The organism is Glutamicibacter sp. HZAU, assembly GCF_004100365.1.
Taxonomy (GTDB): domain Bacteria; phylum Actinomycetota; class Actinomycetes; order Actinomycetales; family Micrococcaceae; genus Glutamicibacter; species Glutamicibacter nicotianae.
This window is the reverse complement of sequence record NZ_SCKZ01000005.1, coordinates 24,846-50,450: the sequence shown is the minus strand read 5'-3', so window position 1 is coordinate 50,450 and position 25,605 is coordinate 24,846. Positions and strand designations below refer to the sequence as shown.

Here is a 25,605-nt window from a genome sequence, read left to right as displayed (position 1 = left end):
TGGCACCGAGCTGGCAGTGCTTGGCTGCACGAACCCCAAGTATTGCCAGAACGCGTAGTGGTGGCCTGGTGGGATCAGGGCTGAGCTTTTTGAATTGCAGGTTTGACGACTCTGATGGGGGAAGAGATTGTGGAACTTCACAGCGGACATGGGTCCGCTCACCGATTGCGATACCGTCCGGCACTGGGAAGTAAGCCGGCTGCTTTTCGGCGGACACAAAAGACGTTCTTCGTCCATGCTCCTGGTACAGAGATGGCGGAGGCGCATTCAGCCAACCACTTCCGGGTGCAGAAAATCGTTCCGCTGATGGGCCACGTGCCGATTTGGCGTTATTCGGTTCGAGCCGGCTCCCTGCTGGGACCTGATCATGCTCGAGTCTTGTCGACATGCCATCTGGACAGACACGATGAAATCAACCACAGGGGTATCCAGCGCTGTCTATGCGGCGCTTTGCGCTTCTGATAAATGGTGGAGATTCTCGTGGGCCAGCCCTGACGAAGCAAGCTTGGGACAGCGCCAACGGCATCGTTGCCGGGGCGCAATCAGGGCTCTTCGCCTTGCCGCTGGCAAAACATCACTCGCACTAGAAATGAAATAAGGCAGTTTCCGTGAAGAAGATTCTGATTACTGGGGGCGCAGGGTTCATCGGCGCGAACTTTGCCCACCACCTGATGCGGCACAGCGATTGCGTCGTTACCGTATTGGACAAACTTACCTACGCCGGCAATTCAGCTTCGTTGGAAAAGCTTCCCAGGAACCGAAGCACATTGGTGATCGGTGATATTGCCAATGCTGCATTAGTCGATGAACTGGTGGGCAGCCACGACACGGTCGTGCATTTCGCAGCCGAGTCGCATAACGACAACTCCTTGCGCGATCCTGCGGCGTTCATCAGAACCAATGTTGTTGGAACCTATGAGTTGCTTGAAGCAGTCCGCAAGCACGGAGTGCGGCTTCACCATATATCCACCGATGAAGTGTATGGCGATTTGGAACTTGATGATCCGCAGCGCTTTACCGAGACCACTCCGTACCAGCCGTCCAGTCCCTATTCAGCGACCAAAGCCTCAAGCGACCTGCTGGTCAAGGCCTGGGTGCGGTCCTTCGGGGTCAACGCAACCCTGTCCAATTGTTCCAACAACTACGGCCCGTTCCAGCACGTTGAGAAATTCATCCCACGGCAAATCACCAATGTGCTGAGCGGAATCAAGCCCAAGCTTTATGGCACAGGAAAAAATGTGCGCGACTGGATCCACGTCGCGGATCATTCGAGCGCTGTGCAGCGGATCTTGGAGGCAGGCGAATCAGGCAGGACGTACCTGATCGGCGCTGACGGGGAACGCAACAACCTCTCGGTGCTTCAGCAGATTCTTGAACTCATGGGCCGTCCCAACAACGAGTTCGACTGGATCAGCGATAGGCCGGGGCATGATCTCCGCTATGCAATTGACGCGACGGTGCTTCGAGAAGAGCTCGGATGGAAACCGGAATATCAAGATTTCACTGCCGGTCTGGCGAGCACCATCGACTGGTACAAGGAGCATCGCCGATGGTGGGCTCCGTCGAAGCAGGCAACGGAAAACATGTACGCCTTGCACGAGGCGCGGGCCAGCGAGGCGATCGGGTCATGAGCATTGAAATTCCAGAACTAACCGTAGCAAGCACAGCAATCCCCGGACTGCTGATGATTGACCTTCCCCTGTATGAAGACCAGCGGGGATGGTTCAAGGAAAATTGGCAACGCGACAAGATGGTTGCTGCCGGACTTCCAGATTTCCGTCCCGTGCAGAACAACATTTCATTCAACCGCCAGGCCGGAACCACCCGAGGGTTTCACGCCGAGCCATGGGATAAGTATATTTCAGTGGCTACCGGCAGCATTTTTGCTGTCTGGGTTGACCTGAGGCCGGGGGAGAGCTTCGGGCAAAGCATTTCGATGCGGCTGGGCCCAGATAGGGCTGTCTTCGTTCCCCGCGGAGTCGCAAACGCCTTCCAGACTTTGGAAGAAAATACCGCGTACACGTATCTGGTCACTGAACACTGGAGCGCTTCATCCCGGGGCCAATACAGTTACGTCAATCTCGCGGATCCTGAACTGGCAATCCCATGGCCCATCCCACTGGACAACGCTATCGTTTCCGAAGCAGATCTGAATCATCCAAATTTGGCTGACGCAGCCCCGGTCGCCGAGAAGAAAATACTGGTTCTCGGCGGGGGAGGCCAACTGGGGCGCGCCCTGGGCCAACGCCATGCCGAAGATCCGAGGCTGGATGTCTACGGACGAGAAGAACTGGACCTTTGCAGTGCAACGGCACTGGATCAGATCGATTGGCAGGCTTATTCGCATGTGATCAACGCGGCCGCCTATACCTCGGTTGATGCGGCCGAAACGCCGTCGGGGCGGCAAAGAGCCTGGCAGGTCAATGCGACAGCAGTTCAAGCCTTAGCCGCGCGCTGCCTGGAACACGGGTTGGTGCTGGTTCACGTCTCCACGGACTACGTATTCGATGGCATGGAAAAGGTCTATTCCGAAGACTCGATAATCGCGCCCCTAGGGGTCTATGGGCAGTCGAAGGCAGCAGGCGAAACAGCTGTCCGTTCCGTTCCGAAACACTATCTGGTGCGCACGAGCTGGGTCATAGGGCACGGAACGAACTTCGTGGACACCATGGCTCGCCTGGCACGCAGCGATATTTCACCGATGGTCGTAGACGACCAAATTGGCCGGCTGACTTTCGCCGGGGATCTCGCGGCAGGCATCATGCATTTGATCGACCACGACTGCGCCTACGGTACGTACAACATCCAGGGAAATGGCGCGCCGCTGAGTTGGTACAGCGTCGCGAAGCAGGTTTTCTCCATGTGCGGACAAGACCCCCAGCGGGTCAGCAGCACCACAACAGAAGAGTACTCGTCCACGAAATCCCCATTTGCTCCCCGTCCGCGATTCGGAGTGCTTGATACAACCAAGATCAGGGCGACAGGATTTTGTCCCCAAGATCAACTTGTCGCGTTGCATGACTACTTGTCTCAGCTGCGGTGAGGCGGAACCCAACTGGCAAAGGCAAGTAGTTTTCCGGTCCGTTGCGTAGTCCTGTATCACCCACCCGGGTATTTGGCTTAATACAGTGCTCAGTGGGGAAACTTCAGATTCTGGGGGGAATCAATGAATGACATTCGCAGTGGCTATCAACGCCGCAGAGCTCTGGCCCGTCTGGGGAAATTATCGGCCAGGAGATCAGAGCACCATAGTTTTGCCGCGGGGAGCGGGCTTGGCGAAGCTTCTGGCACGTTGCCTTTCACCCGTGGCGAGGATGCGGGGTCGGTGGTATGCCAGTCGCGCACCGTATTGGCGAGCCCCCCAGCTACCACCGGCTCCTTCTCTCAAGGCTGGCGGGGCGGCAATTACCTGCGTTCCGGCGTGGCTTTCCTGCTTGGAACAGCACTATTTGCGCTGCCGGGCTGTTCATCGGGGCAAGACACCCCACCGGTGGCAGACACGACGCAAAATGCGGCATCCAGCACAGAGGAATCGGCTGCATCGCAGGTTCCTGGGCAAACCCAAGAAGCCGCGAAGCAAGCGGCCGCCGGTGCCGGGGACGAAGCCGCGAAGTCGCAGAAGCCTGCCGGCCCGGAACCGAGCTTTGAACCCAGCGAGCCGTACAAGCATTCAGCCGTCGCCTACGAGGCGAAATCCACGTTGCCGGGGCAGGTCAAGCGCGATGGCAAGGACATCGCTGCCAAGGACAAAGTCACTGTACACGAAAAGCCGAGCGCTGGGACTGGCAGATACGTTGATGATCTCGAGGTATCGGTCAAGCTCGCAGACCAGGGAAAAGTGCTCAATGAAGGTCCTGGATACTTCACCGGCGCGCCGTACGCCGTGTTTACGGTGACCGTCACCAACAATTCCGACAAGGAAGTGGATCTTTCGCAGGTGTTGATCACTGCAGTTACTTCCACTGGCGACATGGCCCAGCCGTTGTATGGAGAGATTCCTGCTTACGATTTCACCGGTTCGCTGGCTGTTGACGAGTCCAGCTCGACTGATTATGCCTTCATGCCAACGCCCGGGACAAAGAGCCTGGACCTGCACATTGATTTGGACGCGGTTCATGAGCCAATGGTCTTCACCGAAAAGCTGAGCAAATGATGAGTCCGTTCAGTTCTGTTATTCGCAAGCTGAGCGAGGTCGGCACCGCAACTATTGCACAAGCAACACAATCAGCAGCCAACTTCATGGTGACGATGCTGGCCGCACGGATGCTCGGGCTCGAAGCACTGGGCTTGTTTTCTCTGCTGTATGGATCGTTCATCCTCGCAACCGGAATCATTTCAGGATTCGTCGGCGACTCTCTTATGGTCCTGGACCGATTCAACGCGAGAATCCGTACCGCCCTGTTCGGCTGGGCATTGGTTCTGATGCTCCTCGTCGGAGCGGCAAGCTTGGGCTTCAGTCTGCTGGGAACCGGATTCAGCGTGGGAAGCGCCGCACTCTACGCACTGGCAGCGATCAGCTACGTTGCAGAGGACCTGGTGCGCCGCAATCACATGGCTACGATGACCTTTGCACGTATCGTCGCCATGGACGTGGTGGTACTGGCAACTGCCAGCGGAATCATTCTGGGTACCGCTTGGCGGGGCACACCGACCCTGGAAACGTTCCTGATCGCCATCATCATCGGCCAGACGGCAGGTCTGGTGCTCGGCTGGCTCACCTTGCCAGTGGCTGAGCGCCAGTGGAATTACGCACCAGCGGCATGGCGGGCCGTGGCCGAATACGGCATCTGGCGTTCAGCGCTGCAAGCATTGCGCCCAGGCCAGCTGACCTTGAACCGCCTGCTGATCATCGCATTGGTCTCGCTGAGTGCTGCCGGTTCCCTGGAAGCTGCGCGAATCTACGCTGCACCAGCAATGCTGGTGGTTTCAGGTGTCTGCTCCTACCTTTTCGCTTCCATGGCCCGCCGGCTGGATGGAACTCTGGCTGATCAACTGAGGGAAACCGACAAAGCTGTTCTCCGCCTGGGCATGGTGACTGTTGCGTGCGCGCTGATTGGCGTGGCAGTGCTGCCGTGGGGCGGTCCGTTGATCACCGGGCATGAACTTTCCGCGCTAGCTGTGACCGGCTGGCTCGCTTATGCCCTGGCGGTTGCCATGGCAACTCCTTACGGATTGCTGGCGTCGGTTTTGGAACGCGCCCGCGCAGTATTTGCGGTGCGCTTGCTGGATACGTTGCTCTCGCTCGCGCTGGTAGCGGCGGTCATCGTGCTGACCAGTGACTACCGCTGGGTGCCTTGGGCAGCTGCCTTGGGCTCGATGGCCGGAGGCTATGCGATTCGTCGCTGGGTCCTCGGCAGCTTGATCCGCGAAGCATCTGATGGGCATCGCACCGCACAAGGCAACTTCACTCGCACCGAAGATGCTGCCGTTTCTGGGAAAGAAGAACGATTCTCGTGAAAAAAGCTGATCCGCACGAAGGCGGCAATCGTCCGGCCTTCAAAATGCTGCTGGCTACCCTGAGCACCTTTGCCATGGTTGCCTTTGGCCTCGTTGCCATTCCGGCCCCGGCGGCTACCGCAGAGGAACCTGAAGTCGAGCTGCCGCAGACAGTCAGCGCGGACTTCATCAATACGCCACAGCTAAACGGCGTGGCTTGGGACCTGCGCGTGCGCGGCGACGTGGCCTACGTGGTCGGTTCGTTCACCCGCGTGCGTCCCAGCGGCGTCGCTGCCGGAGGATCCGGCGAGATCGTCCGGAACAATGCCATGGCCTTCAACATCAGCACCGGAAAGATCCTGGACTGGAACCCGAATTTCAACGCCCCGGTTCTGGATATTGAGTTCAGTCCCGATGGCCAGATGTTCTATGCGGCCGGACAATTCTCCGCAGTCAGCGGCCAGGCACGCAGCAAGGTCGCCGCGTTCAACACCTCTAATGGTTCGCTTACCTCGTTTAACGCCAGCGTCGGCGGCAGTGTCGAAACCGTGGCAGTGACCAACGATTCGGTATACATCGGCGGTTCCTTCAACTCGGTCGCCGGCCAGAGCCGCACGAATGTTGCGAAGCTGTCCCGGAGCAATGCTTCGCTGCAGCCGTGGGCTCCGGCTGTCGATGACATCGTGCAGGGCCTGATTGCCACCGATAGCAGCAATCGCGTGATCATCGGTGGACGTTTCCAGACGCTCAACGGGCAGCCGCGTGTTGGCATCGGCGCGGTGGACAGGGATTCTGCCCAGTCGCTGACCTGGAATGCCGATATCCTTCCGCCACGGATCAGCGAGAACCAGCGTGCTTGGGTTGTCGACCTGAAGTTGGAAGACGGAGTTGTCTACGCAGCCAATAATGGCATGGGCTGGCACTGGTTCGACGGCCGTTTCGCCGCCTCCTTTGAAACCGGGGACTTGATCTGGCTTGATAATTGCTACGGATCAACTTCCTCAATCAGCGTGATGGGTGACGTGCTCTACTCCACCCCGCACGCACATGACTGCACCTCGGTCAATGGGTTCCCCGAAGAAAACCCGCAGATCTGGAAACGCGGCTTGGCAGAAACCACCTTCGCAACCGGAACCGACCAGACCGCGCCATCGAATAATTCGCCGGTCTCCAACCAGCCGATTCCCACGCTATTACATTGGTACCCCTCGCTGAACACCGGTTTCTACACCGGGCAGTACCAGGGCGGATGGTCTTTGGACAATAACGGCGATTACCTAGTCATGGGCGGCGAATTCACCCGGTTGAATAACCAGAACCAGCAGGGTCTCGCGGTCTTCCCGATGCGTTCGGAGACCAACAACCGGCGACCTGAATACACGGCCGATCTGAAGCCTACGGTAATGAACCAAGGCGATGGCACGGTGCGTGTCGCGTGGCCGACGACCTGGGACTACGACGATGAGACGCTGACCTACGAGGTGCTGCGGGACAACTCGTTGACGGCCCTGGATTCTCAGGATGCCGCATCGATCTGGTGGAAGCCGCAGTCGCTGGGCTTCCGGGATTCCAGCGCGCAAGCGGGAAGCACCCACCAATACCGGATACGGGTCAGCGACCCGGCGGGCAACAGCTACATCGGACCCCGGTCCGATGCGATTACCGTGGAATCCGGCACGCCGCATCCATTGACGCAAGCGTTGAAGGACGCCGGCGCGGTGAATCACTATCCGCTCAACGAATCTTCGGGAACAGTGGTCCATGACTTCCTTGGATTCACCGATGCTGACGCCAGCGCGTCTCCTGGCTTCGGAGCGGAAGGCATTTTCGTCGAGGACAGCGCGGCAGATTTCGACGGGCAATATCTTTCCACCCGGGGAACCAGCGCGGCACCGGATGTCTACTCCACTCAAATCTGGTTCAAGACGGAAACCAAGAGCGGCGGCAAGCTGATTGGATTCGGCAATAGCCGGACCGGCAACTCCAGCAGCTATGACCGGCATGTGTGGATGGATAATTCGGGCAAGCTGCATTTCGGCACGTGGCAGGGCTGGGCTGCGCTGGTTTCCAGCGCCGAAAGCTACAACGATGGCCAGTGGCACCAGGTGGTTGCCACCCTCGGCGAGGCCGGCATGACATTGTCGGTCGATGGCTTGCCGGTCGGCCAGCGCACCGATGTGACCAGCGGCCAGGACTACACCGGCCACTGGAGGATCGGCGGGGACAACTTGAGTGGTTGGCCGAATTCCCCTCGAAGCAACAACTTCGATGGCAGCCTGGATGAGATCGCGATCTTTGACAAGCAGCTGGGGGCACAGGCGATCCTGAACCTGTACCAGGCGACCGGCCACACCGCGGATGTCCCGGAACCGCCAACCGATGCCTATGGCATGGCGATTTACGCGGATAATCCGTCAATGTACTGGCGGCTGGATGAGACCAGCGGAAACCTGGCTCAGGACGCTACGCTTGCCGGCATCGACGGCAATATCGAGGGCGGCGTGTCCTTGGGAGTCGAAGGCGCCTTGGGCAGCGGTACGGGCTATGGGTTCGGATCCACCGGCGCGGCAGTGATCTCCAAGGGCGCGGTGAACAATCCGAATGTCTTCTCTACCGAAGCGTGGTTCAAGACGACCACCGACCGTGGTGGAAAGATTATCGGATTCGGCAACGGCGCGTCGGGGCTGTCCTCCAGCTATGACCGTCACGTCTACATGCGCGATGATGGCACGTTGGTCTTTGGCACCTATTCAGGCGGTGAATTCGTGGTTACCACCACGGACAGCTACAACGATGGCCAGTGGCACCATGTGGTATCCACCTTGGGTGCTGACGGCATGAAGCTCTACGTGGACGGTGCATTGAAGGCCACCAACCCCCAGAGCGTCGCCGAGAACTACACCGGCTACTGGCGCATTGGCGGAGACCGGCTGTGGTCCGGTGCCTCCTCCCAGTGGTTTGACGGAACCATCGACGAGGTCGCGGTCTACCCGCGGGTCCTTGGCGCTGGTGAAGTCGATGAGCACTACTCGCTGGTCGGCGCGCCAAACCAGGCTCCGGTGGCAGCTTTCGAGCATGTCGCCCAGGGGCTGAACGTGCAGTTCGACGCCAGCTCCTCCGCAGACGCGGATGGCACCATCAGCGACTATTCGTGGGACTTCGGAGATGGCAGCACCCAGGCTGCCAGCACCGAAGGCATCACCCACGTGTATGAGCAGGCTGGCGAGTACACGGTCACGCTGACCATCACCGATGACCGTGGCGGCCAGGCAACTGCTAGCGCGCAGGTCACGGTGGCCGAACTGCCCAAACCGCCAGTGGCGGCATTCACCAGTGAGCAAAACGGGTTGAAGCTGTCGGTGGACGGCTCCACGTCCACCGACCCGGATGGCGAAATCACCGCCTGGTCGTGGGACTTCGGCGATGGCAGCGGAACCCAAACTGGTGAAACCGCCACCCACACCTACACCGAGGATGGCACCTACACCGTCACCCTGACCGTCACCGATGACCAAGACGAAACCGCCAGCACCACGGCGGAAGTCACTGTGGCCAACGGAGCGCCGCAGGCGTCCATGGAGATCAGCCTCGACGGGCTCAAGCTGAACGTGGATGGCTCCAGTTCGTCCGATGCGGAAGGCGGTGAGCTGAGCTATGCGTGGGACTTCGGCGATGGCAATACCGCAAGCACTGCCACGGCTGAGAATACCTACGCCGCCGAAGGCACCTATGAGGTCACCCTGACCGTCACCGATGCCCAGGGCGCGACCGGCACCACTACGCAAGAAGTCACGGTGCAGGTTGCGAACACGGCACCGGTCGTCATGGTCAGTTCCGTGATTACCGACCTGACGGTGGCACTCGACGCGTCGGCATCCACGGACGCTGACGGCGAAATCGTGTCCTATGAATGGAACTTCGCTGACGGGACAACGGCCACCGGAGCTACCGTGGAGCATACCTACGCCACCACCGACACCTATCTGATCACCTTGGTGGTGACCGATGACGACGGGGCGCAGACAACCGAAGAGATCCTGGTCCAGGTATTCGAGGCAGGGTTGAATGAACCGACTCCCGCTTTCGTGACCAGCACGGATCAACTTGAACTCACGGTTGACGCATCGGGGTCCCTGCCTCCGGAAAACGGCGGCGAAATCACCGGATACGAGTGGGACTTCGGGGACTCGGCCACCGCCAGCGGTGTCACGGCCACACACACCTATGCCGAGGCAGGCACCTATGACGTCACGCTCACCGTCCATGCAGGTGAACGCAGCCGCCAGCTGACGCAAACCGTCAGCGTGACCCTGGGACAGGGCCCGGTGGCGCAGTTCGCCACCACAGTGAATGGATTGGCACTCCAGGTCGATGCGGCGAAAAGCCAAGCCGGAGACGGAGCAATCACCGATTACTTGTGGGACTTCGGCGATGGCACTACCGGAACCGGTGAACAGGCCAGCCACCGGTACAGTGCAGATGGCGAATACACCGTCACGCTGACACTGACCGATGCCAATGGTGCCCAAGCCAGCACCGCCAACACCGTTGCCGTTGCCAATGACGCACCGGTGGCTGCCTTCAGCATCGCCACCGATGGCCTCGGCATCGCAGTGGATGCGGCGGACTCCGCCGACGCCAATGGCGCGATTGCATCCTACGCATGGAACTTCGGGGACGGCAGTGAAGCCAGTGGAGCGAGCGCGACCCACGAATACGCCGAAGCTGGCGATTATGCGATCACCTTGACAGTCACCGATGAAGACGGCGCGGAAGGCACCTTGACACAAAATGTCCAGGTCAGCACACCGGCCCAAGCAGAGGTGCTGGCTCGGGACCGCTTCGAGCGCTCGCTGTCCAGCGGATGGGGCACTGCCGAATTAGGTGGCAACTGGACCTCGTCCAGCAGCAACGCGAACTTCTCGGTTACTGGAGGGAAGGGCAACATCCAGATGGCCAACGGCGGCAGCGGTCCTCGCATCCAGCTTCCGGTGCAGCTGCGGGAATCCTTGTTTGGCCTCACCATCAGCCAGGACAAGGATGCGACCGGCGGCGGCGTGTACCACTACGTGGTAGTTCGCGATGTGCCGGGTGTCGGCAGCTATCGGATGAAGCTGCGCGTGCTGTCCAACGGCAATGTCGCTGGCACCTTCGAAAGGATCCTGAGCGGAACGATTACCACGCTGACCCCGGAGACGGTTATCGGGGGCATCAGCGGTGGTGCCGATGAACCGCTCAACGTCCTGATCGAGAGCTCGGGCACCGATGCGACAACGCTGCGCGCCAAGGTCTACAACGCAGGGACGAGCGAACCGGCTGACTGGCAGATCATGGCGCAGGACTCCACCGCCGGACTGCAGGCCGCGGGCAGCTTCGGCTTGGGCGTCTACCTCTCGGGTTCGGCGACCAATGCACCGATCGTGGGTTCGTTCGATGAACTGTTGATTACCGAGTTGCCGTAAGGAGCAAGGAATGAAGACCAAACTGTTGATCATCCATTCCTCGGATGAGCTCTATGGCAGTGACCGGATCCTGCTGCAGGTGGTCCAGGCGCTACGTGATACCTACCGGATCACCGTGTGGCTGCCTGTCGATCACCAGGACGGCAAGCACCAGCTGTATCGGATGCTCCAGGAACGCGCGGTAGAGGTGCAGCACATGGACATGCCCATTCTGCGCCGTGCCCTGCTCACTCCAAAGGGGCTGGTACGGATGGCGCGGCTCGCCCCGCAGGTGGCGAGAAAGCTGCGTTCCAGCGGTGCAGACCAGGTCTACCTGATGACCAGTGCGTGCCTGCTGCTGGCTCCATTGGCACGGCTGGCTGGGAGGAAGAAGACCACATTGCATATCCAGGAACCGTGGGGACCGCGTGAAGCAATGCTCTTACGCCAGCTGGCGAAATTCACCCAGCAGCGCATTGCCATTTCGCAAACGGTGGCCCGCAGCACCGGATTCGCCGCAGACCAGCTGAGCGTCGTGCACAATGCGGTGCCACGGCTGGATCCGGCGAATCCGCCCAAGCCGCTGGAGCTGGACGCGGACTGCGCACGCGGACCGCGGTATCTGGTAGCCAGCCGGTGGGTCAGGCACAAGGGCCACGGCACGCTGCTCAAGGCGTGGAGCATGGCTGGTTGCCCGGGAACCCTCTACGTGCTTGGATCTGCGCCGGACTCGGCAAATCGCATCGATGTCAGGGGCATGGTTGCTGAATTCGTCTCGGATACAGCGTCGGTGAAGATCATTGGCCAGGTTGCCAATCCGCAAGACTGGTTTGATTCGGTCGATGCACTGGTGCTGCCCACAGACACCGTAGAAGGCTGCGGTTTGGTGGCTTTGGAGGCGTTCCGCCATGGGAAGGCGGCGATAGTTTCCGACTCGGGGGGACCTGCGGAAGTTGTCGATAACGGCGTCGACGGATGGATATTCACTGCCGGTGACGTTCCAGAGCTCGCACGGATATTCGATCGTTGCACGGCCAGCAGCCTGGCCGCGATGGGGGAGGCAGGCCTGCGCAAATACGAAGAAAAATACACACCTGAACGTTTTGACGAGAATATGAGGGCCGAAATGCCGGGAGCGCTGCTAGGCAGCTAGCCTGGCTGCTCCTTGGGAAACGGGTCATGGGGGACTCAATGCTGAAAAATACTGGGGACTACCGCTGGGCACTAGCTGAACTTGCCCAACGGCAAAAAACATCGAAGGGCGCACCTGCCTACTCGAGGTACATCAACCGTCCCATGGGCCGGCGCCTGGCAGCCATGGCCTACAAGATGGGGCTCACGCCTAATCAGGTCACCGGGATCAGCGCGCTGTGCACTTTCAGTGCCATCGCGATAATTGTGCTGCTGCGCCCAACCTGGTGGCAGGGGATATTGGTGGCCGGCTTGCTGGTTCTGGGCTATGCCCTGGATTCGGCCGATGGGCAGCTAGCACGCTTGCAGAACAGCGGATCTGCCGCCGGCGAATGGCTGGACCATGTTGTCGACGCCATTAAGACAGCGATGCTTCATCTTGCGGTACTGGTGAGTTTCTACCGGTTCACTGACCTGGACGAACGCTGGTATGCGGTGGCGATTTGCTTCCAGATCGTCGCAACAGTCCAGTTCTTCGCGATGATTCTCACCGACCAGCTGCGTCGGCTGAATCAAGGCACGCGTACGCATTTCCTGAAAGGGGAAGGCCGATCCTCAGCGTTGTACTCCTTGGCTGTGGTGCCAACCGATTTCGGATTGATGTGCTTGGTGCTCGGCCTGATGTTCCTGCAGCCGGTATTCCTTGCGCTCTACCTGTTGCTGCTGGTGGCCAACGTGGGATTCATCATCCTGGCACTGCGCAAATGGTACCGGGAGGTGCGTTCCTTTGGCTAAGAAATTGGAGACCCGCAGCCAGTACACCTACACCCAGCAGCAACAAGCCGGCCATGGATCCTATCGGATTGATGAGAGCAGGCTCAGCGGAAAGCAGCCGATGGAGCTCAGCGATTATTTGCGGGTGCTGCGCACCCGGTGGGCATGGATTGCACTGGCAATCATCCTGGGCCTTGCCGGAAGCCTTCTGGCGACCTCGATGATGACGCCGAAATATTCGGCGAAAGCTGTTCTGTTCATCCAGGCGCAGTCGGCTAACGACACGTCCTATGCCCGAAGCCAATTTGCACTTCAACGCGTCGGTTCCTATCCGCAGCTCATTAATGATCCGCTGCTTATCGAAAAAGTCCGGGGTGAACTCGATACGGACATGGATTTCGAGGCAATCAAGGAATCGTTGAGTGCGACGAATCCTGCCGACACGGTGCTCCTCGCAGTGACCGGGCAAGCCTCGGAACCACGCGTGGCCGCGAACCTGGCGAATGTTTCCGCGCGCGTGCTCGCGAAGAACATCGAAGCACTGGAGAACACGAACCCCGAGGAACTCGTCGTCACCGCGACGCTTTCGGTGCGTGCCACCATGCCGGCTGATCCGATATCGCCGCGCAAGACGTTGAATGCGGCCGTGGGCCTGGTCTTCGGGCTGAGCTTCGGCCTGCTTCTTGCGATGTTCATCGATCGTGTCGATCCAAGGATTTTGCGCGCCAAGGATACCGAGCGGATCATCAAGTTGCCGGTCATCGGCGAAGTGCTGGATTCGCAACAGCATCACAAGGGTGGTCCGCGCAAGCTCAACGGCTACCGGCAACTGCTGTCGAACATCCTGCTGTCCAACGACGGCCATCTGCCGCGGAGGATCCTGGTGCTTAATTCGAATAGCGGAACGCATTTCGATGCGGAACAGCTAGGCATTGCGCTCGCAAGCATGGGCAAGAAGGCCATCGTGGTCTATGGCGACGCCCAGCAGCAGCAACTGGTCCCGGGCTCGGAGCCTGGGGTGAGCGAGGTGCTCACCGGAATGACGAGTCTGGATGTGGCTGTCCAGCAGCGCGAACATATTCCGATGGGTATTCTTCCTGCCGGAACCACGACGCAGATGCTGAGGAAATTCGATGCTTCCCGGTTGCTGGAGTCGCTGATTTGCGAGCTGGAAGCAAGCTACGATGTAGTCATTGTCATGACAACCTCGGAAGCGGAACCAGTTGACGGGTCCGTGGCGGCATTGCACTGCGACTGCGTTCTGGTAACTGCAAAGACGAAGCAGACTACGTACAAGAAGCTCCGGCAGATAGTTGATGACCTCAGCGCCGTGCGCGTGGGAGCCACCGGTCTGGTGATCATCCACGGTAAAGCGCGTGGATGACAATGGTTAACTTCAGTGTTGCCAGGGGCGCGATTACTCCCAGCTGGCCGTCCTTGCTGCCGGCAACCAGCTACGCCGCAGAACCGAAAGCTGAGCCAAAGGCGTGGCATTTGGCGGCCATAGCCTTGATGTGCGTCGGGTGTGTTGTTGCATGGCGCCAAGGAGCCTTCTACACAGGTGGCGTTGATCCGGTGGTCGCTCTTAAGGCACTGATGCAAAGCGCGGCATTGGCTTGGGCCTGGGTATTGGCCAAAAAGTATGGCCTTGCCCGTCCTTTGGGTATCAGAAGCTTGAACTATTTGCTGATGATCCTCGCGGTGAGCCTCATCGGTGCTTTTGCTGCCGGCGACTTGATGGCCTCAGCGGTGATCGCCATCAGGGTGCTCATGATGGCCTTAACCCTGATGCTCGTCATGCGCACGTATTCGGCGGAGCAAACGCTGGTAGCCTTGTCTTTCGCCATGGCGATCGTCGGGGCGCTGAGTGCCGGAACGGGGCTGGCGCTCGGTGGTGGCGCAAGGCTCTCCGGTGGAATTCCGCCATTGAGCCCGAACGAAATTGCGCTGCTCGCAGGTGTGCCAGCGTTGCTGCTGCTCCATGAAGGAATCCGCGCACGGGTGCACTGTTGGCATCTGGCCCTGCTCGTGATGCTAGCCGGAATGCTATTTCTCTCGGAATCGCGAACGGCCTTGATCGGCGCCGCGGCGGCCGCCGGACTGATGCTCCTGCTGATCCGCCACATCCCGATACAGACAGTGATCGCGGCCCTGATCGCATTCCCGCTGCTGACCTATACGTTGCTGATGACCCCGGTGTTGCAGAACCTTCTGGCCAGGGAAGATAGCGCGTCATTGCTGACTCTGAACTCGCGGACGATTAGCTGGTCCGTGGTGCTGAATCTGCCGTGGGACACCTGGGAACGCTGGGTAGGCACCGGTCTGAGCACCAAAACCATCGCTGTCGAAGGGCAATACTGGGAAGAACAAGTTTTCGACTCATCTTGGATATCCTTGCTGGCGCAGAGCGGAATCATTGGAACCGCAATTGCTGTGCTGTGGATTTCCTCAGTGGTGCTCAGGGTTTTGAAAACCGCCAATGCGAGGACGTTGTTCCTTCCCCTCCTGGCCTTCATCCTGGTGCGTTCCTTCATGGAAAATGGGCTCATCGACGCCGGGGTGATGTTCCTGGCCTTCTTTGCCATTTCACTTAATCTGGAACGCCCCAGCGCGCGGATAAGCATCGACTGGGACAGGCATGGCACCTTGTCACTGAGCGGCAGGAAAGCGCGTTAAAGCGCCAATCGAAGGACACCTGACGTGGTGTCCTCCGATTGGTGTGGACGCAAGTTTAGCGCGCGTAGTGTCCTACTCGCTTGCTTCCTGCGGTCTTGGAAATCAGCGACGCTATGTTGGATGGCAGTGCTGTGGCATTGCCCGCCTTGTTGGTCACCGAAGCCGACAATTCATTGCCGCTAGTGAGTGCCGAACTCGAAGTGATTTCAAAGGAAGACTTGTCCTGCCCCTTGGCTTTCTGGAACCCAGCCAAGGTGGTGTAGACATGCGGATTGCTCGCAGCGTTCGCCCAGACAGCAGACCACTTTGGATTGGCCGTGCCAGTCCGGTGGTAGGCATTCGAAGCCAAGGAGATCTTCAATTGGTCTGCGGTGAATTCCTTGGAGAAATCTTCAACGGCCATGATGGCGTTGCCGCCGCCGGTATTGGACAATACGTTGTTCTTTACCGTGATGTTCTTGATGATCCAAGGCATGGTTGCATCGGGGAAGGGCTGGCGCGGATCATGGCCTGCGTCCGACTTGTTGGCCCCGCGCCGCTTATCCTGCACGATGTTCAGCACACGATTCTTCCCGCTGATGGTGTTGTTCCAGATCTGTACATCGCTCGAATTGTTCAGCTTGAACCCGTTGCCACCATTATTGATGATGCGGTTATTGGCAACGATCGCTTTGGCAGAGATCTCCAGCGACATGCCATGGCCGGTGTTGTTCACCATGTCGTTGTTGAGCACCTTGGAATCGTAGACCGACTCGTCGATCCAAAGCCCTGGACCTTTGTTGCTGGACAACGTGGAATTCTTTACCGTGATCCCACGCGAGCGGGTAATCTTCAGGCCGCCGGAAACCGGCGAGGAATTGAAGCGTTCGAGGTTATTTGAGGTAGAGACCAGCTTGTTGACGCTCAACCCATCGGCATAGACCGCGTTCATGCCGAGCATGCCCGAACGCTGGATGCGCACATTGGAGATCTTGTTGTTCACTGCGCTGACGTTGATGCCAGTGGTGGCGGAGTCTTCCACGGTCAGGTTGGATAGCGAGATACCTGGCTTTTCAGTGGTGATTGCACCCATGTCTGGAACTGATGGAGCGTACTTGCGCACGTTGATTCCGTTGACGGTGGAACCGTCAGCACGGATGCTCAGCGCTTTGATGAGGGTGCTGGCCCTGACCGACTTGCCCGCCGGATTCGTGCCCAGGGTGAGCTTGTTGCCGGCATGGTCCACGTAGAAAGTACCTGCGGTCACCGCAGACAACGACCCAACCTGCTTCTGCGCAACACCATCAATCCACACCTGCTCCGGATGTGCTGCCATCGGGTAGTCCTTGTTGATGAACCCCCACGCTTCCTGGGTGTTGTCCTTGGCACCACGAGTGTACGTAGGGGAGGAATCAAAATCGTGATTCCACGTAGTGGAGTAGCGGCCATTAGCGGAACTGAAATTCTTCAGGACTGAGGAGCCATCAAGCCAGACCTTTTCGCCCGGGTAGCTGCGCAGGTGAATCTTCTTGCCAGTCGGAATAGTCAATGACTCGTGGTAGCTGCCGGCACGCACCACGATAGTTTGCCCGCTGCTGGCTTTGCTGATTGCGGTGGCGATAGAACGCATCGGAGCGCTGAAGCTTCCCTTGGCGGTGTTTGAGCCGTCGTTCGAAACATACAGTGCGGTGGAAGGCAGCGAGGAATCAGGAGCAAGATCTGGCGATGCTTCCGGAGTGCTGTCTTCGGCCTCGGGCTTGGGTTCTGGAGTAAAGACCTCATCAGGGGTACTGAACTCGGGCTCGAAATCTTCGGGGAGCTCGGTCACTCCTGCTGATGCAGACGAGGCCAAGAGATTATCTACATGAAGCCCGGATGCTTTAGTAGCTTTGCTGGACAGATAACCGCCTGTACGCAGCGACCCTGCCTTGGTAATGGCCGAAGCACTCTTATCCACGGTGCTCACCTGCCAGGCCGGGGCCGAAGTACCTGCATAGGCACGTGCCTGCAATTTCGGCGACTCGGTACCCGCTACGGAGAACTCCAAACGGTAGGCCTTGCCAATCGTCACCTTGTCGTGAATGACATGGGTATCGAGTATTGTTTTCTGTCCGTTGGCCGTTTTCGAAACTTCTAGGGTCAGCTTTCCGCCTTCGGTCAACCGCAAGGAAGACTCGTAACGAGAATCAGCAGAATGGCGCAACGCCAGATGTGCGTACAGGGATCCTGCCTGAGGCAGGGAATCGAAAGAAACGTCTAACTGGGCTTTGGCGTTCGCCTGGTTGATGGCCGAGGTAGCGTAGCTGTTCTTGCCCGGCACAAGCTTGATAGCGCCTACTCCGCTGGAGATGGAGAAACGACTTGAGCTGTTCAGCGAGTAGGCCTTGCCGGTCTCGGGAACGCCCCAACCGGTGGTCGAAGTGCGGCTCATGGAGTCGGCCAGGTTGTGGGTAGCTGCGCTCGCCGGAGCAGCGGTGCCTGTCGTCGGGGCTAGCGATAGTCCGGATGCTACCAAGGCACCGAGCGTGGTGGCAACGGCCAACCGGGTTAGAGCTTGCGGGCGTGCAGTAGCGGAGGTACGGATTGCAATGGGGGATTGACTAAAAGGGGGACGCAAATGCGGTCAGTCCTCGTTGGGCACGTCTTGCTCCCCAGCAAAAAGGCGTGGCACCGGATCGGTGTATACGATTTCAGTTTTGCAGACCGCGCAAATCTGCAACATGAAAAGTCTGGCACGGCATCCATCGTTATGTAAATGTGATATTCACCCTTGACGGACCTTTAACAGCGCTACCTTGCGCTTTTAGGCCGGTCAGGGAGGAATGTGAGTAGTCGAGCCAAGTAGTTGACTGTGCCAACAAGTAGTCGTGTACCCATGCACATTAACAACTGGAGAACTAGTCTCTTCGGGTATTAGAACAGCACTCGCACTCGCTGGCTAGGTGATGTTTCGTGGGGACGCAACATCACTCAAAGTCACGAGCCCGATTCCATTGCAACGGAATCGAGCAATCTTGGGGGAACGTAATGGGGGACGTCGGGCACAGCGGTGTTAAACCGCGGCTCAATATTTCAATGATCGGTACCAGAGGGGTCCCGGCCCGGTATGGCGGGTTTGAAACGGCTATAGAAGAAGTAGGTCGGCGTTTGGCTGCACGTGGTCACCAGATCACGGTGTATTGCAGGGGGACTGAACCCCAGCAACGCCAACGGGAGCACCTAGGGATGCGCCTGGTTCATCTGCCGGCCCTCAAGAAACGCAGCCTGGAGACGCTGAGCCATACAGCGTTGTCGGTCATTCATGCGTTGTTCAAGCGTCCCGATGCCGCGCTGGTTTTCAATGCAGCCAACTCTCCGCTTTTGCCGGTACTGGCACTTGGACGCATTCCGGCGGCTACGCATGTAGACGGACTGGAATGGAAGCGAGCCAAGTGGGGTCCTGCAGGGCAACGGTACTACCTGATCTGCGAACGCCTGGCCGTATGGTGGTCCAACGAGCTAATCGCTGATGCCCAGGGAATTGCCGACTACTACACCAAGAAGTTTTCTGCACCGACCCGGTTAATCACCTATGGAGCTCCGCGACTCTCGTCTGAGAGCAAAGATCGCATCGGCGAGCTTGGTCTGATGCCCGGCGGCTATCACCTCGTGGTTGCCAGATTCGAACCAGAAAACCACGTTGAAATGATCGTCCGCGGCTATGCGCAATCAAATGCCAAGCTGCCGCTGATTGTGGTCGGTTCGGCTCCGTATGCCCAGGCATATACTCAGCAGGTTCATGAGGCGGCCAGCGCTTCAGTGAAGTTCCTCGGAGGCGTCTGGGACCAGGAGCTGCTCGATGAACTCTACGCACAGGCGCTGGTCTACTGGCACGGTCACTCGGTAGGCGGAACTAATCCGTCGTTGCTGCGAGCCATTGGTGCCGGTACTGCCGTGAACGCCTTCGACGTGAACTTCAATCGGGAAGTCCTACGTGACTCCGGGGAGTTTTTCACTAACTCGCAAGACGTCGCCAGGCTTGTCGAGCAAGCAGAGCACGATCGGAACAGAGTTCAATCACGGGCTGCAGCGGCTCTGGAAAGAGCCGGTGATTACGACTGGGAGAAGGTTGCCGATGCCTATGAGGCATTGTGCCTGGATCTTGCACGCAAGAAACGCGCATTTTCGGCGCGCGCTCGATCTGCAGTACTTGGCATCGTTCGGCGTCCACAGCCCGCACAGGAACCAGTGGCAAAGCAATAATCGATATCTAGGCAGGAGACTCACAATGATCGTTGGATATGCCGCTGGAGCATTCGACCTTTTTCATGTTGGACATCTGAACATTCTGCGCCAGGCAAAGATGCGCTGCGACTTTTTGATCGCTGGTGTGGTGTCGGATGAGCGCATTTTGGAAAGCAAGGGTTTTTCGCCCGTGATTCCTACCTTGGAACGCGCTGAAATAGTGCAGAACATCTCCTACGTGGATCAGGTGTTCATCGAAACTAGCGCCAACCGTCTGGATACCTGGAACGAAGTGAAGTTCGATGTGTTTTTCAAAGGCGACGATTGGAAAGGTACCGAAAAGGGCATCGAGCTTGAGCGCATGTTCGCGTCCGTGGGTGTAAGGACCGAGTACTTCCCTTATACGGTGCACACATCAAGTACACGATTACGTTCAGCGCTGGATGCCATGACGCCCAAAGTTCCTCGTGCACTCAAGGCCTAAGTCCCATAGCATGGCGAATTCTCGTCTTTGGGCGGCCTGTGGACAAAGGAAAGGCATGGTGGCGACTGAAGAATTAGCCAGAAGGGTTGAGGAACTTCAGGGCTTAAAAAAGTACGACTTTGGGAAAATTGACGAGATATAATTCCGGCATTCAGTAAAATTACGGTAAAGAAAGAGTAAGCTAAAGAAAACCTACCGCGCATGAAATTCCATTGGGGGAACTTGTGCGGAGATCGCTAGTTCATGGGGGAACAAGTGGCTACGGCATTACAAATTGGGGGACAGGCATCACATGTGCCTGTAGTAACCGGCAATCCTGATGAGTACATTGTCAGTTACAGCGCTGGTTGGTTGAATGATGCACTCGGCAAGCAAGGTGCTAACGGCGCAGTGATCCGTATGGGAGCGCATGAGCGGCACCGCCATCTGATTGAGGAAGTCATCCCGCTACTTGAACGCGATGCTCCGGAAATCAGGATTTCATGCAGCAAATTCTCACAGAGCATGGGCCTTGGTGCGTTGCTTTACATGCTATCGAGCACCGAAGCTGTAGATCTCAGCAACGACATTCAGGTCTTCCATTGGCTCAAGGGTGAGTTTGCTCGTTTATCCCCCCCATCGCCAGCCAAGGTCATAGTTGAGCACGCCCATCTGCTGGATTCACGAAGCGAACGAATTCTCAGCAAATTAGTTGCCTCGGGAAATATCCAGCTCATTTTATTGACGGATCAAATAGAAAACCTGGGGGTGCTTTTCTCGTTGCTCCTCCGGCGGCGTGACCTCGTCCTTTTCAACCCCTTCTCGGCGACTCAGGAAGAATTCAACAGCTACATAGAGCGTCGTCTAGCGGGTAGAATCAGTGCACAAGTCCGTGCCCATTACTGGGCTCGGACGCACGGCGACTTGGGAAGCTTAGAAACACTGTTGGACTCCGATCTTGAACGCAGGGTTCTAAGGACAGAGCGCCAAACATGGGTATTGGACACTACAGTAGCTCCGCAGACTGAATATCTCAGATCCTTCGACACGAGGACGGTGCGCCTATCAGCAAGTGAGCGCCAGCTTCTCAGGCGTATCGAGGGGCAGCACATCGTGAACGCCTGGGAGTTCACCGACGACAAGGAACAAGCCAAGGCGCTGTCGCGCTTATTCATTCTCGGACTAGTGGAGAATGCTGGCGCTGGCAGGATTAAGTCGAAGTATCAGGCTCATCCTCAGCAAATGGTCGAGCGAAGGACCTGGGACGAACAAGGAATTTACGATTCGGTGAATCAGGGAATGATATCCGGTAGTTCCGCAAGGACCTGTCCGGGCTCCGATAATCCCGGCCGGTCGGGGCAGCAGCCAAACCGTTTGGACAACGCAGAGCCTGCTAGCGGGCTCACACCAAGCAGTTTGGAAACCTTGGCTGAATTCTTCGCCAAAATGAACGTTTGCGACATTGCAGGAGCAGTCACGGTACTCGACTTGGGCGGAGAAGCCCAGACTGACGACTCCGAGCTCAGCATCCCAAGATGGTATTTGGCAGTGCGTTCGGGAGGCTGGCCGCAAACACCTTTTACCGACGATTCGACGGACGGCATCGTTCGTTGCCTCAATGACCAGCGCTGGCCTGATGAAGCAACTCGAATTGCGGGTGTGCTGTGCGTTGCCTACGACTGGAACCTTGGCGGAAAGCTCGTCGGTGCCGAAAGACTCGTGCGTTGGGCTGTTGCTGAGTTGAAACGCTGCGAAACCCATCTGCGCGACCAACGCTTGCTGCTATGGCACCCGCACGTGGCTTTCATGGTGTACAGCTTGTCATCCAATTTGTGCCTGTGGCCAGTGATGGATCAGATGGATGAGCTACTCGATAACAGCGACTACATGGATGCGACAGCCGCAGGATTCAGGGAGTATTTCGGCGCTATTCGCCAGCTCCACCATGGACGAATCGCGGAATGCCAGAAGGCGCTGTCTGCCGTCATCGACCAAGAACAATCATCGATGTATCCCGTCGATGCACAAGTTCAGCAGGAAGTCTATGCACTTACTTCAGCTATGGCAGGCAATCGGGCGCAAGCGGGATCGCTGGCCGTAGCAGGCGACGAAACCCCTTCGCCCGCTGAACCGGGTCACTGGAGCTACTCTTATGCCAGGCTTTTGCGCCGTGCCTATCAGAATCCAGATGCCCGCCTCCAGAACGACCTGGCTGATTACATTCAGCAGGCTTTGGAACTCGGCCAAAATTTCTCTGCGTGCCGTGCCACCTCAGTAAGCCTTGCCTTGGGTTTCGCCATGCCTCGGGACCAAATGCGTGTGCTGACAGATGCGATGAATGACAACTCGGCGCATATGCTTTGCGCGCTTAACGAGGCGCTCTTGGAAAAAGATGAGCATCTCGAAGTAGAGATCGCATGCGCCATCGCATCGCATGGACTCATCTACCATGCCGCCCTGCCATTGAATCGCATGCCAAAGGGCAATACTGTTCTGCGGCGAAAGCTGCAACGCTGCATCGCAAGCATTAAGAGCCTGGACGAGGAACACCCTTATGCGGAGATCAGCTCAGCTACCGACAAAGCGTCACGCAACATTTGGCACGCTCCATTGACCAGTCGGGAACGAAGCGTCGCAATGATGGCGGCTCGAGGCTTGCGCAATGCCGAGCTTGCCGAGCACTTCGGAATTTCGGTTCGAACTGTCGAAGGCCATCTCTACCAGATACACGTGAAGCTGGGACTGCGAAACCGCAAGGAACTTAGGGCCCTGGTTGAAAACGAGCAGCGGGGCTCTGGCAAGTGAGTTCGAAGACCGCTGTAGACAAACCTCGGACGATTCTGGCCACAGCTTTAATAGATTCGTTGATTCCGGACGGCCCGAATTGCAAAGTTGTGCTATGCCATTTCGGGTGTGGGCAAGCTGATTTCGTCATGGATATCCAACGGTGTGCCACGAGCGTGGGCCGTCCTATCCTTACCGTCAATTGCTTGCCCAGCGAAACGGATACTCCCTTCGGGGCGCTGAGTTCATTGATCGACACCGTACCTGCAACGACTGATTTCCTCGCAGTGATGAGATCACTTGACAAGGCGTTGTCAGCGGCCAGGTACCAGGACGAAGTACCGGCCTTGCTGTTGATGGAAAACGCGCATCATATGGATCCAGAGTCGGCCTACATCCTTGCTCAGATTGTTCAATCCCGGATCGTGGATCTGTGTTTATTGACCGATGACGATATCGGCCATGTAGCTAATCTTGAGCCATTCCAGTCCTTGAACGTTTCGGTGACCCTGGAATTGGGCTCGCTGAGTGAAGATCAAGTGGCCACGGAATTGAAGCGCATTACCGAAGCTCCTCCGACCACTGGCAGTGTCAATGAAATCATGTCGTTGACCGGGGGGATATACGAACTTGTCATGCTCGTGTGCGGACAAGTTGAGAGCCGTCAAATGTGGCAGCACGTCGCCGGCTACAGCGTGCTCTGCATTGAGCAACTCCTCCAAAACGACTGGACTGACACCGAGATCCAGTTAGTCTTTGAACAGCTGTCCCGTGCGGACGCGACTGCCATTAAACAGATCATCCTTGCTGGCACGTGCGACATCAATTTTTGCCAGCGATGGCTGTCTTATGGTGGCTCGTGGGCGTTTTCTGCTGGGTTGCTGCGGCATGCTCAACAGGGCGAAATTGCGTTGGCTTCAACGCTGCTGGAAGACATGGTAATTCGTAAGATGCCGCCGGACGAGGCGGGAGAATTGATGGCAATCCCCAGCTATGCCGACCTCGGATTTACTGGCATGGGATGGCGCAGGGTGTTTTGGTCGTTGCTTGCCGGGGGAGAAGCCACGGATCACGAACTGGCTGAAGCGGCACGCGCCGCCAATGACGAAGGGCAATATCGTGAAGCCTATGAACTCGCCACCGCACCGAGCAACTCGCCGGTTTCCGTGCTGCGCCAAATTGAAGAGCTGCGCGCAATGGCGAAGACCGGCCAGGACATTGACGCCATGGCCGATCTAGTCCGCCTGTCGTCATTCGTTGTCTCCGAAGCTGAAGCTGAGTCGCTCTCAATTTTCTGGGTGACGATTCTGCCAAAGTACTTCGAAAACAACGATGTTCTAAAGGACGCCGTGAACGCGCTGGAACGAATGCAAGAACAATCGTCGAAAGATACCAGAGGGGACGTAAGCCAGCGGTTGTCGCTGGTACGTTTTGTGCAAGCCTGCAGGAACGGTAGCGTTCCATCGGAAGAACTTAAAACCGTTCTCGCAGATTCCCAGCCGATCGAGGTCGTCTTCTCGGCATTGATGTTCGGGCTGGATCACCTGATCCTGGATATCGACGATCCGGAGGTAGGCGCCGCAGTCATGAGACTTGGTGATCAGGGAACTTTCGGACACAAACTGCGTGCATATGCCTCGGTCTTGCTGGCTCAGGAAGTGCAAGGCAAGGACATTAAGGAAGTGCATGTTCTGCAAAAGTCGCTGCATGCCTACTGGCCACGGGGACTGCTGCTGAATGCTCTGGCGTCGACCGCACAAGCTTGGCAGGCAGAGCACGCTGGGCAGCATGAACTCTGCCTAGCAGAATTGATTCAGGCTACCGCTGATTTCAAAGCGGCGGGTGCCTTGGATAGTGCACAGCACACTGCCGTGGCGGTGCTATTGCGAGACCCCGAACTGCAGGATCCGGTGATTCGGGAATTGGCATTCAACGCGAAATCTTCGTTGCCAGAGCCCAACCCACTGTTCCGGGCTTTGGCAGCACTGGAGGAACTAGCCTTGCCATCCGACGAGGCGAGCAATTTAGAGGAAGCCGTCGAGCGACTCGTTAATTCAGCCTTGCCAGAGGTCGCCATTCAGGGATTCTGGCATCTTTACCGATTCCGTTCGGCTGAAGCCCGCCACATCGTTGCCGGCAGCAACGGCGTTCTGCGCAGGCTTGCTGGAGGCACCGTTTCAGAACGCTATAGGGCCATCGCCGAAGTACTAATGCGTCTCGGCTCTTCTCCTCAGGGGCTGGCAGACCTCATCGATCGAGGAAACGGGCAGGTACCTACAGAAGCCAAGGATGTCGTGTGGGCGGAAGTGTTGCGGGCGTGTTCCGATGACAGCGAGTTAGCCGCCGAAGCCCGTCGCCATCTGTACCGAGGGGGACGAAAGTTCGACAAGTTGCCGGCGGTGGCGGAAGTCCTGGAACAACATGGCCTATCGGCCCGGGAATTGGACATTTCAAAATGGGCGGCTCGTGGTCTGAGCAATAAGCAAATTGCGATGGAACTGAACCTGTCGGTGAGAACCGTTGAAGGCCACCTGTACCGTGCCTTCGCCAAACTCGGACTGAGCGACAGAACAGGACTGAACGCGCTGGAACTCGCGTAATATACCGGTTTAGGTAGTCACCTGCCAGGAACCACGTAGAACTAGGTAGGCTGCTCTCCCTTGGGAGTGCTTAAAGAGAGCATACCGGGTATGAAGT

The 25,605-nt window shown here is 57.8% G+C and carries 14 protein-coding genes; 13 read left to right on the top strand and 1 reads right to left on the bottom strand.

The features are described 5' to 3' along the window. Positions 1–608 precede the first annotated feature (608 nt). From rfbB to EKH49_RS08535, 9 genes are all read left to right on the top strand, one after another. Positions 609–1,631 carry a dTDP-glucose 4,6-dehydratase gene (gene rfbB / locus EKH49_RS08575; protein ID WP_128470515.1) on the top strand — a complete coding sequence of 341 codons (1,023 nt, stop codon included), beginning with the start codon at positions 609–611 and terminating at the stop codon, positions 1,629–1,631. Then, on the top strand, positions 1,628–3,043 hold the full coding sequence (locus tag EKH49_RS08570; RefSeq protein ID WP_128470514.1) for a sugar nucleotide-binding protein: 1,416 nt from the start codon (positions 1,628–1,630) through the stop codon (positions 3,041–3,043). The genes rfbB and EKH49_RS08570 overlap by 4 nt, the downstream gene beginning before the upstream one ends. 123 nt (positions 3,044–3,166) lie before the next feature. Next, complete coding sequence (locus EKH49_RS08565) at positions 3,167–4,153, top strand: hypothetical protein (protein WP_161567487.1); 987 nt, start codon at positions 3,167–3,169, stop codon at positions 4,151–4,153. Continuing rightward, entirely contained in the window at positions 4,150–5,457 is a 1,308-nt protein-coding gene (locus EKH49_RS08560; RefSeq protein ID WP_128470512.1) for a hypothetical protein, read from the top strand. Before EKH49_RS08565 ends, EKH49_RS08560 begins: the two co-directional genes overlap by 4 nt. Beyond that, positions 5,454–10,898 carry a PKD domain-containing protein gene (locus EKH49_RS08555; RefSeq protein ID WP_128470511.1) on the top strand — a complete coding sequence of 1,815 codons (5,445 nt, stop codon included), beginning with the start codon at positions 5,454–5,456 and terminating at the stop codon, positions 10,896–10,898. Before EKH49_RS08560 ends, EKH49_RS08555 begins: the two co-directional genes overlap by 4 nt. 10 nt (positions 10,899–10,908) lie before the next feature. Then, positions 10,909–12,030: a glycosyltransferase family 4 protein gene (locus tag EKH49_RS08550; RefSeq protein ID WP_128470510.1), complete on the top strand. Its 1,122-nt coding sequence runs from the start codon at positions 10,909–10,911 to the stop codon at positions 12,028–12,030. A 38-nt stretch (positions 12,031–12,068) separates the two neighbouring features. Further along, complete coding sequence (locus tag EKH49_RS08545; RefSeq protein WP_128470509.1) at positions 12,069–12,803, top strand: CDP-alcohol phosphatidyltransferase family protein; 735 nt, start codon at positions 12,069–12,071, stop codon at positions 12,801–12,803. Continuing rightward, positions 12,796–14,166, top strand: a complete 1,371-nt coding sequence (locus EKH49_RS08540; RefSeq protein WP_128470508.1) for a Wzz/FepE/Etk N-terminal domain-containing protein — start codon at positions 12,796–12,798, stop codon at positions 14,164–14,166. The genes EKH49_RS08545 and EKH49_RS08540 overlap by 8 nt, the downstream gene beginning before the upstream one ends. Then, positions 14,163–15,458: an O-antigen ligase family protein gene (locus EKH49_RS08535; protein ID WP_128470507.1), complete on the top strand. Its 1,296-nt coding sequence runs from the start codon at positions 14,163–14,165 to the stop codon at positions 15,456–15,458. The genes EKH49_RS08540 and EKH49_RS08535 overlap by 4 nt, the downstream gene beginning before the upstream one ends. 55 nt (positions 15,459–15,513) lie before the next feature. On the opposite strand, the gene EKH49_RS08530 is transcribed toward EKH49_RS08535, so the two are convergent. Further along, positions 15,514–17,868, bottom strand: a complete 2,355-nt coding sequence (locus EKH49_RS08530; protein ID WP_128470506.1) for a right-handed parallel beta-helix repeat-containing protein — start codon at positions 17,866–17,868, stop codon at positions 15,514–15,516. Positions 17,869–18,464: 596 nt separating this feature from the next. Here EKH49_RS08530 and EKH49_RS08525 point away from each other — a divergent pair. From EKH49_RS08525 to EKH49_RS08510, 4 genes are all read left to right on the top strand, one after another. Then, the gene (locus EKH49_RS08525) at positions 18,465–19,679 is read left to right on the top strand and encodes a glycosyltransferase (protein ID WP_201739585.1); all 1,215 of its coding nucleotides are present in this window, start codon (positions 18,465–18,467) and stop codon (positions 19,677–19,679) included. A 25-nt stretch (positions 19,680–19,704) separates the two neighbouring features. Continuing rightward, on the top strand, positions 19,705–20,145 hold the full coding sequence (locus EKH49_RS08520; RefSeq protein ID WP_128470504.1) for an adenylyltransferase/cytidyltransferase family protein: 441 nt from the start codon (positions 19,705–19,707) through the stop codon (positions 20,143–20,145). 255 nt (positions 20,146–20,400) lie between these two features. Further along, on the top strand, positions 20,401–22,929 hold the full coding sequence (locus EKH49_RS08515) for a helix-turn-helix transcriptional regulator (protein ID WP_161567486.1): 2,529 nt from the start codon (positions 20,401–20,403) through the stop codon (positions 22,927–22,929). A 185-nt stretch (positions 22,930–23,114) separates the two neighbouring features. After that, entirely contained in the window at positions 23,115–25,508 is a 2,394-nt protein-coding gene (locus EKH49_RS08510) for a helix-turn-helix transcriptional regulator (RefSeq protein ID WP_236641097.1), read from the top strand. Positions 25,509–25,605: the final 97 nt, after the last annotated feature.